Consider the following 12,779-nt stretch of genomic DNA (forward strand, 5'->3'; position numbering starts at 1 on the left):
CGTTCCGCACCTGCCGCTTCGCGGCGCCGGGCCCCGGCCCGGCGCCGCGGGGAGCCGGCGGCCCGTCCGGGGCTCAGGGCCCGGCGGTGGCGGGTTGCTCGGCGTCACCGAAGCGCGCCAGGGTCAGTGCGCCCAGGACCGCGGCGGCGAACCCGGCGACGGCGAGCGGCGTCGCGTCGTGACGGGTGTGGTCGCCGAGCAGCAGCACCCCGACGATCGCGGGGCCCAGGGTCTCGCCGAGCACCATCGCCGCCGTCGCGGCGGTGACCGACCCGCTCTGCATGGCCCAGGTGAGCGCGGTGAAGCCGCCCAGCCCGGCGACGGCGATCGCGTACGCCGAGGGTTCGCCGAACAGCTCCGGCAGCCGTGCCCCCGGCAGGACCCGGACCGCGACGCCCACCACCCCGAACTGCAGACCGGCCACCAGGCCGAGCAGCGGGGCGCGCCGCGCCCCGGCCAGGTGGACCACCGCCCACCCCACGGCTGTCAGGGCGACCGAGACGAGCAGCACGCCGAGGCGCAGCGGCTGGTCGCCGGACCCGCGGCCGTCGTGTCCGGCGGTGAGCGCGAGGACGCAGAGCCCGGCGCAGACCGAGGCCACCCCGATCCACTCGCTGCGCCGCAGCCGGATCCGCAGCACCCGGGACGCCCCCACGGCGGTGACGGCGAGGGCGGAGGCCAGGGCGGCCTCGACCTCGTAGAGCGGCAGCCGCTCCAGCGCGACCAGCTCGGCGGCGAACCCGAGCATGTCCATTCCGACACCCACCAGGAACGGCCACTGGCGGAACGCCCCGGCGAGCGCGGCGGCCTCGCCCGCGTGGTGGCCCACCGCGGCGCGGCGCGCGCCCACCGCCTGGAGGACGGTGGCCGAGCCGGTGAGGAGGGCGGCCAGGAGCGCCGCCAGCAGGCCGAGGAGCATGGGCCGACGCTACGGATCCGGGGCCGGGCGGGCACCCGGCTCGCCGGTCGCGGGGGCCGGATCGCCGCCGCCGTCACCCGCCCGGACGTGCCCCGGTGCGACCGGGACGGACGGTCGGCCCGCCGCGTCCCGCGAGCGCGTCCCGCCGCGTGACACCGCTGATCGACGTACCGTCACACATGCGCCTGACGATGTGTCGGCCGATCGGCGGGGGTCGACCGGCGGGTCTGTTTCCGGCCCGGTGACTGGTTGTCATGCGCAGATTCGACAGCAAGTTACTTTTCGGTAATCTCAGGGTGTCCCGCGGGTGAACCACCCGCCGCTCCCTGAAGGAACCTCACGTGCGCCTCCCCTGGTCCCGCCGGTCCGGCCGCCTCGTCCGCTCGGCCCTGGCCGTCGCCGCAGCCACCACCCTGTTCGCCGCCGTCCCGCCTCCGTCGGCCCTCGCGGCCCCCGCCGAGGGTGCCACCGCCGACGGCGGGACGGCCCACCTCGACGCCGTCGAGCGTGCGCTGCGCGAGGTGTCACCCGGTCTGGAGGGCTCGGTCTGGGAGCGCACCGAGGGCAACGCGCTGGCCGGCACCGCCGACGATCCGGCCGGCTGGCTGCTCCAGACGCCCGGCTGCTGGGGTGACGCCGGCTGCGCCGACCGCCGGGGCACCCGTGCGCTGCTGGCCAGGATGCAGGCGGACGTCGCCTCGGCCACCCGGACGGTCGACGTCTCCACCCTCGCGCCGTTCCCCAACGGCGGCTTCCAGGACGCGCTGGTGGCGGGGCTCAAGGCCTCGGTCGCGGCCGGCCACCGCCCCCAGGTGCGGATCCTGGTGGGCGCGGCGCCGCTCTACAACGCCAACGTCCTCCCCTCCCGCTACCGCGACGAGCTGCTGGCCAGGCTCGGCCCCGCGGCCGGCTCGGTGACGCTGAACGTCGCCTCGATGACCACCTCCCGCACGGCGTTCTCCTGGAACCACTCCAAGCTGCTGGTGGTCGACGGCCGGAGCGTGATCGCCGGTGGCATCAACGGGTGGAAGGACGACTACCTGGACACCGCGCACCCCGTCTCGGACGTCGACCTCGCCCTGACCGGCCCGGCCGCCACCTCGGCCGCGCGCTACCTGGACACCCTGTGGGCGTGGACCTGCGGCCGCACCGGCCTGTTCGACAACGCGTGGTTCGCCTCCTCCGACGGCGGTGCCTGCCGGCCCTCGATGGAGCGGGACACCAACCCCGCCGCGCCCGCCACCGGCAGCGTTCCGGTGATCGCCGTCGGCGGCCTGGGTGTCGGCGTCAAGGCCGCGGACCCCGCCTCGGCCTACCGGCCCGCCCCGGTCGCCGGGGTGTCCGAGACCCAGTGCGGTCCGCTGGCCCTGCACGACAACACCAACGCCGACCGCGACTACGAGACGGTCAATCCCGAGGAGAACGCCCTGCGCGCGCTCGTCGGCAGTGCGAGCAGCCACATCGAGATCTCCCAGCAGGACATGAACGGCACCTGCCCGCCGCTGCCGCGCTACGACGCCCGGCTCTACGACCTGCTGGCCGCCAAGCTGGTGGCCGGGGTCAAGGTGCGGATCGTGGTCAGCGACCCGGCGAACCGGGGCGCGGTCGGCAGCGGGGGCTACTCGCAGATCAAGTCGCTCTCCGAGGTCTCCGACGTGCTGCGGGCCCGGCTGACCCGGCTGACCGGCGACCCGGCGAAGGCGGGCGCCGCGCTCTGCGGCAACCTCCAGCTCGCGTCCTTCCGCGCCGCGCCGACCGCCACCTGGGCGGACGGGCACCCGTACGCGCTGCACCACAAGCTGGTCGCGGTCGACGGCTCGGCCTTCTACGTCGGGTCGAAGAACCTCTACCCGGCCTGGCTGCAGGACTTCGGCTACGTGGTCGAGGACAAGGGCGCGGCGGCCCAGCTGGACCGCGACCTGCTGGCGCCGGAGTGGACGTACTCGCAGGCCGCCGCGACCGTCGACTGGACGACCGGGCTCTGCCGGGCTTGATCCTCGGACCCCAGGACCACACCTGACGGTCGGTTCGCGCCCGCCCGCCCCCGCCCCGCCGGCGGGTGGCCCCGGCCCCGGGCGGTCAGCCGGCGTCCCGGTGCCCGGGCGCGCCCTCGGTCCACCGGTCCTGGACGGGCTCCCGGCCGCGGCAGGGGAGGTGCCGGTTCAGCGCGTCGCCGCAGTTGGCGGCCACCGCGCGGCGCAGCAGGGCGGTCAGCCGGGCGGTGACCGGGCGGACCAGCCCGAGCAGGAGGGCGATGGCCCGGCGGTCGAGGCGTTCGACGGCCGCGGCCAGGGCTCGGCCCCCGTGCACCAGAGCGGTACAGGTCAGGGCGGTGCGGCGGGCGGCATGGTGCGAGAGTCTGCGGAACCGGTTCACATGGATGCAACATTCCGGCCACCCGGCCGGTTCTGGCCGGTTTCCCCTCCCTGGTGGCGAACGATTCGGCACGCGCCTCCCCCGTACCCGGCCCGCCGTGGCGCACGCGGTGGCGCGTGCGCTGGCGCGACGGTGGCGCGAGCGGCGGCCGGCGGCTCTCCTCAGCCGCCCTGGAGCTCAGCCGTCCTGGAGCTCAGCCGTCCTGGAGGTCAGTCGCTCTGGAGCGTGCCCGCCTCCTGGCGGATCAGCTCGCGCAGCGCCGCCAGCCGGGGCCGGCCGTCGTCGAGCCGCCACTGCATCTCCAGCGGCAGGGTGGCCCGGCCGGCGAGCGGGACGGTGACCACCTCCTCGGTGAGGTGACCGGTCATCGAGCGGGGGACGAGCGAGAACGCCCGGTTCTGGGAGAGCAGGTAGAGCCGTGAGCCGACGATGCGCGGCGGGCTCACCAGGACCGGCGGCTCCACGCCGTGCTCGGAGCAGAGTCCGAGGACGTGGTCGTAGTAGCGCGGGTGCTGCTCGCGGGGCCAGAGCAGCAGCGGGAGGTCCCGCAGCTCGGACAGCCGGACGGCGTCGCGCCCGGCCAGCGGGTGGTCGCGGCCCAGCGCGACCCGGACGGGCTCGTCGGCGAGGGTCTCCCGCCGGTAGCCGGGCACCTCGTCGAGGAAGCGGCCCAGGCCGATGTCGGCCAGCTCGGCGGCCAGCGTCGAGGAGACGCGGCCGGTGTCGACGGCGAGCTCCGCGGTGTCCAGCGCGGGCAGTTCGCGCTCGGCCCGGCTGACCACGGCGGGCAGCAGCCGGTTCATCACGCTGGGGGAGGCGACGATCCGGGCGGTGCCCGTCCGCGCCTCCTCGTGCAGCCGGACCCGGGCGAGCAGGGCGGCGGCCTGGCCGAGGAGCCGGGCGCTCTCGTCGGCCATCACCTCGCCCGCCGGGGTGAGGACGACGGCCCGGCGGCTGCGGTCGAAGAGCTCGACGCCGACCGCCCGCTCCAGCCGGGCGACCTCCTGACTGACCGTCGGCTGCGAGATGTGCAGGCGCTCGGCGGCGCGGCCGAAGTGCAGACCGTCGGCGACCGCGAGGAAGACTTCGAGCTGACGCAAGGTGAATCCCATAGTCGAAACCCTATGGGAAGGCCCGGTACTCCTTCTGGATCCCGATGCGAACCGTCCCTAGGCTGACCGGAACTGCCACAGCGTGGTGGCACCCCAGAGAGAGTTCGTGCCTCCCATGAGCGGACTGCCCATCCGGATCTCCGACGACGTCGCCCGGGCCGTCGCCGACGGCGCGCCCGTCGTCGCCCTGGAGTCGACCATCTTCACGCACGGCCTTCCGCGGCCCCGCAACCTGGAGGTCGCGCTGGAGGCGGAGGATCGGTTGCGAGCCGCCGGGGTCGTCCCGGCGACGATCGGCGTCTTCGCCGGGGTGCCCACCGTGGGACTCGGCCCGGACCAGATCAAGGAACTGTCCGAGTCGGACGACCTGGACAAGGCGAGCCTGCGCGACCTGCCGGTGGTCGCCGCGCTGGGCCGGCACGGCGGGACGACCGTCGCGGCCACCGCCTTCCTCGCCCACCGGGCGGGGATCCGGGTCTTCTCCACCGGCGGGCTGGGCGGCGTGCACTTCGGCGCGGCCGAGAGCTTCGACGAGTCCGCCGACCTCACCACGCTGGCCGCCACGCCCGTCACCGTGATCAGCGCGGGCGTGAAGTCGATCCTGGACATCCGGGCCACCCTGGAGCGCTTCGAGACGCTCAACATCCCCGTCATCGGCTACCGGACGCGCCGGTACCCCGGCTTCTACGTCACCGACTCCGGGCACGAGATCGCCTACCGGGTGGACTCCCCGGAGGAGGCCGCGCGGATCATCGCGGCCCGGGACGGGCTGGAGCTGCCCCAGGCCGTGCTGATCGCCAACCCGGTGGACCCGGCCGAGCAGTTGCCGCCCCAGGAGCTCGACGCGCTGCTGACCAGGGCCTGGGCCGAGGCCGAGCGCCGGGGCATCACCGGCAACGCCTCGACGCCGTTCCTGCTCGACTTCATCCAGCGCGACACGCAGGGCCGCAGCCTGGACGTCAACGTCGCGGTCTACCGGGGCAACGTCCGACTCGGCGGCCGGATCGCCACCGCGCTGGCGGCGCTGCGGGGCGGGGAGTAGCGCCGGTGATCGAGGTGCTCGGGGTACTCGGCGACCTCGTCGAGGACGTCGTCGTCTGGGTCGACGGGCCGCTGCGGCACGGCACCGACTCCACGGCCAGGGTCTTCCGGCGGCGCGGCGGCAGCGCGGCGAACGTCGCGGGATTCGCCGCCGGGCAGTGGCCCGCACGGTTCCTCGGCTGCGTCGGCGACGACCCGGCGGGGGACGCTCTGGTCGCCGAACTGGCGGGCCACGGCGTCGACGTACGGGTCGTCAGGCGGGGGCAGACGGGCAGCATCGTCGTCCTCGTCGACGACGCCGGGGAGCGGACGATGCTCCCCGACCGGGGCGCGGCCACCCTGCTGGACACCGTGCCGGACGAGTGGCTCGCCGGTCTGACCCACCTGCACGTGCCCGCCTACTCCTTCGACGGGGAGCCGGTCGGGAGCGCGGCGGCCGACGCCCTGCGGCGGGTGCGCCGGGCGGGCGGCACCACCTCGCTCGACGCCTCCTCGACCGGCATGCTCGCCGGCTTCGGCCGGGAGCGCTTCCTCGCCCTGGCCGCCGAGTTGACGCCCACCCTGCTGTTCGCCAACCAGGAGGAGGCCGCTCTCCTCGGGCTTCTGGTGGAGGGCCGGCCCGGCCCGGAGCGGGCCCGGCTGGCGGGCACCACGGTGGTCACCAAGGCCGGCGCGGCGGCGACCACCGTGGACGCGCCCGGGCGGGCCCCCTTCGCGGTCCCCGTCCCGCCGGTCGGCGAGGTCCGCGACCTCACCGGCGCCGGCGACGCGTTCGCCGCGGGCTTCCTGGCCGGCTTCCTGGCCGAGGTCGGCCTGCGCGAGGCCACCGAGCGCGGCCACCGCTGCGCCGCCAGGGTGCTGGCCTCGCCCGGGGCGTCCTTCGGCCCCCGCTGACCCGCCCGCCGCCGGTCGGCGGGGGCGGCCCGGATACCATTCCCCCCGTGTCGGTCAACATAGAACTCGCCCTCTTCGTCGACGGCCTCACCGGCCGGGAGCAGGCGTGGGAGGTGGTGCACGCCCTCGCCGCCGTGCTGCGGGACGAGCGGATCGACGACGAGGTGCGGATCGGCGTGGGCGAGCTGGACGGGGAGTTCATCGTCTCGGGCGAGAGCGAGTACCCGCTGGTCATCACCCGCTTCTACGCCTGGCGGCCGGCGTTCGAGCGCGCCGTCACCGAGGCCGTCGGGAAGGTCGCGCCGCACGCCCGCCCGGCCGTCGAGTGGGGCTACCCGGACGAGCGCTGAGCGGACGGGCACGGGCTGACACGCCCACGGACGGCGCAGAGTCCGGCGCCGCGCACGGCCGGTCCGATAGGGATGGCTCGTCCATCGCCGATCCGCGATGGCTCCTCCCCCGCCGATCCGAAAGGCCGACCCATGCTCCTGCTCAGCCCGATGCCGAAGCCGCTCCGCCACGCCGTCCGCGCGGCCGGTGCCGTCCTGCTGCTCGCCGCTCCGCTGCTGGCCGCCCACCCGGCGGCCGCCGAAGGCCCGAAGACGCCCCAGGAGGCCGCCGTCTGCCGCGGCGTGGTGGGCACCCTGGTCGGCGGATCCCTGCTGTTCGGCCCGGGCGGCGTCAACGCGGTCTGCGCCGTCCAGCCCGAGAAGACCCCGGCCGACGACCTGTCCTGACCCCCGGCCCGGGGCCCGCCGCCGCAGCTCCGATACCGGGGTGCGGAGCTGCGGCGACGTCGTGGATACTGATCGCCGCGCAGGAGGGACGCCCTGGGTCTCTCGGCGTCCCCTGGATCGGCGCGCCACCAGAACGTCACACCAGGGGGATCAACTTTGTCGTTCCACCGTCGCGTTGGCATAGCCATCGCCGTCGCCTGCTCGGCCGGCGCGGGAACCGCGCTGCCTTCGGTCGCGCAGGCCGAGACCGCCGTGCTCTACGTGGACAACAGCACCACCGCGCACTGCTCGGACGCCGGGGTCGGCACCCAGGCCCAGCCGTACTGCGGCATCCAGGCCGCCGCGGACGCGGCCCAGCCGGGGCAGACCGTCCAGATCGCCCCGAACCGCACCTACCAGGGCATGATCACGGTCAGGCGCTCGGGCCTGCCCGGCAAGCCGATCGTCTTCAAGGCCGACATCCCCTACAAGGTCCCGGCGACGAGCGTCGAGGTCGGTCAGCAGGACGGGCCGGACGCACCCGGCTACGGCTTCCTCATCTCGGGCGTGCACGACGTCACCGTGACGGGCCTGCAGATCATGGCCCCGCAGGAGGGCGTGCTCGTCAAGGACTCCGAGCGGATCGTCCTGGACCGCACCATCGTGGGCGCGGGAAGCGGCGGCGCGGCCCAGCCGGGCCCGGCAGTCCGGATCACCGGCCACAGCGCCGGCGTCACGGTGAGCCGCAGCCAGATCGCCTCGGCCGGCCCGATCGGCGTGGCGGTCGAGGCCGGGGTGACGGGCACCGTCCTCACCACCAACCTGGTGACCGAGACGGACGGCCGGGGCGTGCTGGTCACCGACGCCCCCGGCACCGTCGTGGTCGGCAACACCTTCGGGCGGAACTGCCTGAGCGACATCGAACTCGCGGGCAACTCCTCCGGCGCGACCGTCGAGAACAACGTGCTGGCGAAACGCCCGGCGGACTGGTGCGGCGGCGTACCGGTCTCCTCGGTCGCGCTGACGGTGTCGGCGGGCTCGACCCAGGGCACCAAGGTCGACTACAACAGCGTCCAGCCCGCGCCGGGCGCGGCCGCCTACGCGTGGGGCGGCACCTCCTACGCCACGGCGGCGGCCTTCCGGGCCACCGGCCAGGGCGCCCACGACAACGGGGCCGACCCGGGCTTCTCCCAGTCGACCTCGGACTACCGGCCGATCGCGGTCGAGGGTCTGACGGACGCCGCCGACGCCTCGGCGCCCGGCGCCCTGGACACCGACCTCTACGGCGACCCGCGCGCCGACCACCCGAAGATCGCCAACACCGGTACCGGCAACGGCTACCAGGACCGCGGCGCCGTGGAACTGCAGGACACCATGAGCGTCATGGTGTCGGCGCTGCCCTACTCGACCACCGGGCACCCGCTGAACGCCCGGGCCACGGTCTGGTACACCCCCGGCTGGGCACCGGTCGGCGCCACCCTGGACTTCGGTGACGGCACCGCGCCGGTCCCGGTGAACTCGGGCAACATCACGATCGATCACGACTACCCGGCCGGCGGCAGTTACACGCTGACGCTCACCGCGACCAGCGAGACCGGCCTGGTCCGCACCTCCACCGGGACGGTGAAGCTGGCCCCGGTGGGCGAGCTCCGCCCGTCCTTCGGGGTGTACCAGCCCGATCGCACCGTCGCCCGGGTCACCGTCACGGACCGGACCGTCAGCCCCTGGCCGGTGGCCCGCTACGTCATCGACTTCGGTGACGGCACGGCCCCGGCCGTCAGCGAGGGACCGACCCCGCCGAGCGGTGTCACCCACGACTACGGCGTGGCCGGCACGTACACCGTCACCGAGACCGTCGTCGACGACCACGGCCGGACCGGCAGCACCGGGACCCAGCTGTACGTCGCCGGTCCGCAGGCCGGCGTGCCGTTCGCCGGCTACTTCGGCGGCCCCACCAGCCACGTCGGGCTCTTCGACAAGGGCCGTTGGGCGCTCTCCTACCAGAAGGCCTCCGGCCAGGCGAACCTGGTCTGGAGCCTCGGGGACCCGGGGGATGTTCCGGTGGTCGGCGCCTGGGACAACACCTGCCAGTGCCAGTCCGGGATCTACCGTCCGAGCACGGGCACCTTCGCCCTGCAGCACTCCGACAAGTCCGTCTCCACGGTCCAGTTCGGGGAGCCGGGCGACCTCCCGGTGGTCGGTGCCTGGGACCACAACGGCCACGACCAGCTGGCCATCTTCCGTCCGAGCACCAGCACCCTCGCGGTGCGGCACGACAACGGCAGCGTCTCCACCATGGGCTTCGGCGACCAGGGCGACCTTCCGGTGGTGGGTGACTGGGACGGCGTGCACCACGCCCAGTTCGGCGTCTTCCGCCCCGGGCGGAACGAGGGCGACCCGAACCTGTTCATCCTGCGGCACGACGACGGCAGCGTCTCCACCGCCGCCTACGGCGTCAAGGGCGACCTTCCGGTGGTCGGCGACTGGCTGGGCCGGGGCCGGACGACCTTCGGGATCTTCCGTCCGAGCAGCCACGTCTTCGCCCTGAGCAACGCCTACGGCGGGCAGGGCGACTCGGTCTTCACGATCTACGGCTGATCCGGGCAGGGCCGGCGGAGGGCCGGGGCGCGCAGCGACCGCGTGCCCCGGCCCTCCGCCGTTTCGACGGCCGGCGCCTCACCCGGTGGGCCCGGGCTGTGCCGGGCCGAACGGTGCGGCGAGTGAGCTGAGTTCGGAGAGTTCGGTGAGTTCGGCCGGGGTGAGGGTGAGGTCGGCGGCCGCGGCGGAGTCGCGGATGCTGGCGGACCGGCGGGCGCCCGGGATCGGGACGACGGCGGGGGACAGTGCGAGCAGCCAGGCCAGGCCGATCCGCTGGGGCGAGACGCCCCGCTCGGCGGCGATCCGGTGGAACGCGCCGGACGTGACGGCGACGTCGTCGGGGCCGTCGAGGACGCTGCGCGACAGCCCGCCGAGCGGACTCCACGGCAGGAAGGCCAGCCCCAGGCGCTCGCAGAGCCGCAGCTCCGGCTCGGCGCGGCGGACGGCGGGGGAGAAGCGGTTCTGCACCGAGACCAGGCCGGCGCCCAGGATGTCCCGCGCGACCAGGATCTGCCCCTCGTCGACGTTGGAGATCCCCGCGGCCCGGATCTTCCCGGCATCCAGCAGCTCGCGCAGGGCGCCCACCGACTCGGCCCACGGCACCCGGGGGTCGGGCTTGTGCAGCTGGTAGAGGTCGATCGCCGCCACGCCCAGGCGCCGCAGCGAGCCCTCGCAGGCCTGCCGCAGCCGGTCCGGGCGGCCGTCGACCGTCCAGGAGCCGTCACCGGGCCGGCCGCGCCCGCCCTTGGTGGCGACCAGCACGGCGGCGCGGTCGGCGGCGGTCCGGCTCGCCAGCGCGCGGGCCACCAGCCTTTCGTTGTGGCCGAGTTCGCCGGCGTGCCAGTGGTAGGAGTCGGCGGTGTCGATCAGGGTGACCCCGGCGTCGAGCGCGCTGTGCAGGGTGGCCAGGGCGGAGGCCTCGTCCGGGCGGCCCTCGACGGAGAGCGGCATCGCGCCCAGCCCGATCGCGCCGACGGCCGCGGCGCCGATGGTGCGCTGTCGCACGTCACACCTCCCTCGGGGAGAGGGCGGCGGCGTCCGCCACGGCGCCCGGCAGCCAGTCGGCCAGCGGGGAGAACCGCAGGCCGAGCGCGACGGCGCGCCGGTCGTCCATCGGGTACCAGCGGTCGAAGGAGAACGGCGAGGCGTCCTCGCCGGCCGTCACCCGGTAGCGGGCGGTGGTCCCCAGCCGGTCGGCGATCAGCTCGCAGAGCCGGACCACGTCGAGCGCGTCCGGCGAGCACGCGTTCACCGGACCGGCGTCGTCGGAGGCCGCCGACCGCACCAGCGCGGCGGCGATCTCCTCGTGGTGGACGAAGGACGTGGGCCGCGGCCTCGCGTGCACCGCGACCGGCCGCCCGGCCGCGATCAGCTCCGTGTAGTGCGCCAGCCGGCCGGTGAAGTCCCGCGCCCCGCCGCCCAGGACGTGGGCGCTGCGCACGCTCGCCCAGGAGAACGGCGGATCCTGCGCGAGCACCGCCTCGGCCTGCCGCTTCCCCTCGGCGTACCCGGTCGCCTCGTCGGTGCGCCGGGCGAGCGCCGCCGGATCGTGCCACGGCAGCTCCGACGGGACGGCCCGGAGCGGGTCGACGGCGGACTCGGGCACCGGAACTCCCTCGGTGGTGCGCACCAGGGGCGAGGTGGCCGGGTCGTACACCTCCATCGTCGAGGTCATCACGTACCGGCCGGTGCGGCCGGCGAACACCCGGCGGGCGACGGCCGCCTGGACGGGGGTGTAGAGCACCTGGTCGATCACCGCGTCGAAGTCGCGGCCGCCGAGCGCGGCGGCCAGCCCGGTCTCGTCGGACCGGTCGGCGCGGACGTGGTCGACCCCGGGCGGCGGCGGGGTCGAGCCGCGGTTGACGAGGGTGACGCGGGTACCGGAGTCCCGTAGCAGGGTGACCAGGTGCAGGCCGAAGTACCGGCTTCCGCCGATGACGCAGACGTTTCGCATGCCCCCACTCTGCTGCCGTACCGTCATCAGCGGAACTACCGACCTGCTGAACGAGTCATCAGCAGAGCTGTCGACCGAGGGAGCGCGATGATCGACGTACGGAGGCTCGGCGTGCTGCGGGCGGTCGCCGAGCACGGGAGCTTCAACCGGGCGGCCACCGCCCTGCGGCTCACGCCGTCCGCGGTGTCCCAGCAGGTCGCCGCGTTGGAGCGGGGCCTGGGCACGGCGGTCGTGGAGCGTTCCACCCGGGGTGTGCGGCTCACCGAGGCCGGACAGCTGCTGGTGGAGGCGGCCACCGCGGTCGCCGCCGAACTGCGCCACGCGCAGGAGCAGATCGGCCGGCTGGGCGCGGCCCGGCCCCGGCTCACCCTCGCCACCTTCACCAGCGGCGGGCGGCACCTCCTGCCGGCGGCGCTGACCCGGTTCGCCGCCGACCACCCGGAGGTCGAACTGCGCATCCTGGAACGGGAGCCCGAGGACAGCCTGCCGATGGTGCGCGAGGGGGTGGCCGACCTCGCGCTCGCCTACCACTTCGACGGCCCCCTGCCGGTGCTCCCCGGAGACCGCTCCGGCCTCGACTGGACCCCGCTGATGGACGATCCGCTCTCGGTGGTGCTGCCCGACGGGCACCGGCTGGCCGGTCGCGAGGCCCTGGACCTCGCCGAACTCGCCGAGGAACGCTGGGTGCTGGGCTGCCTGAAGACCGAGACCTTCCTGCGCCGGTACGCGGCCGTGGCCGGCTTCGAACTGCGCGTGGCGGGTTCCACGACCGACTACTTCTTCGCCCGCACCCTGGTCGCGGCCGGGGTCGGCGTCTCGCTGGTCCCGTCCGTCGCGCTCGACCCGGTGCTGCCCGGCACCCGGGTGGTGCCGGTGGTGGCGCCCCGCCCCGCCCGGCACTTCGGGATCGCCGTCGCCCGGGGCCGGCGCCCGTCGCCGTACGCCGAGTCGCTGGCCGCGCTGCTCCGGGAGGGGGCCGCGGCGGGCGGGCGCGGGGTCCGGGGCTGACCGACCGGATGAGGCTGACGGGGCCGACCGGGCCGACCGGGCCGTTCGGAGCTGTCCGGACGGCCCGGGCGCACGTTCGGCGCGCGGGCGTCCGTGCGCCGGGTTTCCGGCCGCCCGAGTACGGTTCAAGTCGCCCGTCCGTCCGGCGACTTACCCGCAGG

General features: G+C 75.2%; 12 protein-coding genes. 7 read left to right on the forward strand and 5 right to left on the reverse strand.

Going from position 1 to position 12,779, the window contains the following annotated elements; translation table 11 throughout:
* Positions 1-73 precede the first annotated feature (73 nt).
* A complete protein-coding gene (locus OG618_RS33810; RefSeq protein WP_329491436.1) occupies positions 74-919 on the reverse strand; it encodes a hypothetical protein in 846 nt (281 codons plus the stop codon).
* Between the two features lie 341 nt (positions 920-1,260).
* On the opposite strand from OG618_RS33810, the gene OG618_RS33815 reads away from it, so the two are divergent.
* On the forward strand, positions 1,261-2,913 hold the full coding sequence (locus OG618_RS33815; RefSeq protein ID WP_329491437.1) for a phospholipase: 1,653 nt from the start codon (positions 1,261-1,263) through the stop codon (positions 2,911-2,913).
* Positions 2,914-2,998: 85 nt separating this feature from the next.
* On the opposite strand, the gene OG618_RS33820 is transcribed toward OG618_RS33815, so the two are convergent.
* Together OG618_RS33820 and OG618_RS33825 are read right to left on the reverse strand one after the other, a co-directional pair.
* On the reverse strand, positions 2,999-3,229 hold the full coding sequence (locus OG618_RS33820) for a hypothetical protein (RefSeq protein WP_329491438.1): 231 nt from the start codon (positions 3,227-3,229) through the stop codon (positions 2,999-3,001).
* A gap of 275 nt (positions 3,230-3,504) precedes the next feature.
* Positions 3,505-4,407 (reverse strand): LysR substrate-binding domain-containing protein, encoded by a 903-nt coding sequence (locus OG618_RS33825; protein ID WP_329491439.1) that lies wholly within the window; start codon positions 4,405-4,407, stop codon positions 3,505-3,507.
* A 115-nt stretch (positions 4,408-4,522) separates the two neighbouring features.
* Between OG618_RS33825 and OG618_RS33830 the strand changes: the two genes are divergently transcribed.
* From OG618_RS33830 to OG618_RS33850, 5 genes are all read left to right on the forward strand, one after another.
* Complete coding sequence (locus OG618_RS33830; protein ID WP_329491440.1) at positions 4,523-5,449, forward strand: pseudouridine-5'-phosphate glycosidase; 927 nt, start codon at positions 4,523-4,525, stop codon at positions 5,447-5,449.
* 5 nt (positions 5,450-5,454) lie between these two features.
* Complete coding sequence (locus tag OG618_RS33835) at positions 5,455-6,342, forward strand: carbohydrate kinase family protein (RefSeq protein WP_329491441.1); 888 nt, start codon at positions 5,455-5,457, stop codon at positions 6,340-6,342.
* A gap of 47 nt (positions 6,343-6,389) precedes the next feature.
* Positions 6,390-6,692, forward strand: coding sequence for a hypothetical protein (locus tag OG618_RS33840; protein WP_329491442.1), 303 nt, complete (start codon positions 6,390-6,392; stop codon positions 6,690-6,692).
* Between the two features lie 132 nt (positions 6,693-6,824).
* Positions 6,825-7,079 (forward strand): hypothetical protein, encoded by a 255-nt coding sequence (locus OG618_RS33845; RefSeq protein ID WP_329491443.1) that lies wholly within the window; start codon positions 6,825-6,827, stop codon positions 7,077-7,079.
* A 156-nt stretch (positions 7,080-7,235) separates the two neighbouring features.
* A complete protein-coding gene (locus OG618_RS33850; protein ID WP_329491444.1) occupies positions 7,236-9,656 on the forward strand; it encodes a PKD domain-containing protein in 2,421 nt (806 codons plus the stop codon).
* A gap of 78 nt (positions 9,657-9,734) precedes the next feature.
* Here the strand turns inward: OG618_RS33850 and OG618_RS33855 are convergent, their stop codons facing one another.
* Both OG618_RS33855 and OG618_RS33860 read right to left on the reverse strand, forming a co-directional pair.
* Complete coding sequence (locus tag OG618_RS33855) at positions 9,735-10,661, reverse strand: aldo/keto reductase (RefSeq protein ID WP_329491445.1); 927 nt, start codon at positions 10,659-10,661, stop codon at positions 9,735-9,737.
* Position 10,662: 1 nt separating this feature from the next.
* Positions 10,663-11,610: an NAD-dependent epimerase/dehydratase family protein gene (locus OG618_RS33860; protein ID WP_329491446.1), complete on the reverse strand. Its 948-nt coding sequence runs from the start codon at positions 11,608-11,610 to the stop codon at positions 10,663-10,665.
* An 87-nt stretch (positions 11,611-11,697) separates the two neighbouring features.
* Between OG618_RS33860 and OG618_RS33865 the strand changes: the two genes are divergently transcribed.
* Positions 11,698-12,618, forward strand: a complete 921-nt coding sequence (locus OG618_RS33865; RefSeq protein ID WP_329491447.1) for a LysR family transcriptional regulator — start codon at positions 11,698-11,700, stop codon at positions 12,616-12,618.
* Positions 12,619-12,779 lie beyond the last annotated feature (161 nt).

This window comes from Kitasatospora sp. NBC_01246 (genome assembly GCF_036226505.1).
GTDB lineage: Bacteria > Actinomycetota > Actinomycetes > Streptomycetales > Streptomycetaceae > Kitasatospora.

Excerpts from the sequence above, each read along its gene's own strand:
- OG618_RS33810 (WP_329491436.1), bottom strand. The coding sequence starts at position 919 with ATGCTCCTCGGCCTGCTGGCGGCGCTCCTGGCCGCCCTCCTCACCGGC.
- OG618_RS33825 (WP_329491439.1), bottom strand. The coding sequence starts at position 4,407 with ATGGGATTCACCTTGCGTCAGCTCGAAGTCTTCCTCGCGGTCGCCGAC.
- OG618_RS33830 (WP_329491440.1), top strand. The coding sequence starts at position 4,523 with ATGAGCGGACTGCCCATCCGGATCTCCGACGACGTCGCCCGGGCCGTC.
- OG618_RS33845 (WP_329491443.1), top strand. The coding sequence starts at position 6,825 with ATGCTCCTGCTCAGCCCGATGCCGAAGCCGCTCCGCCACGCCGTCCGC.
- OG618_RS33860 (WP_329491446.1), bottom strand. The coding sequence starts at position 11,610 with ATGCGAAACGTCTGCGTCATCGGCGGAAGCCGGTACTTCGGCCTGCAC.
- OG618_RS33865 (WP_329491447.1), top strand. The coding sequence starts at position 11,698 with ATGATCGACGTACGGAGGCTCGGCGTGCTGCGGGCGGTCGCCGAGCAC.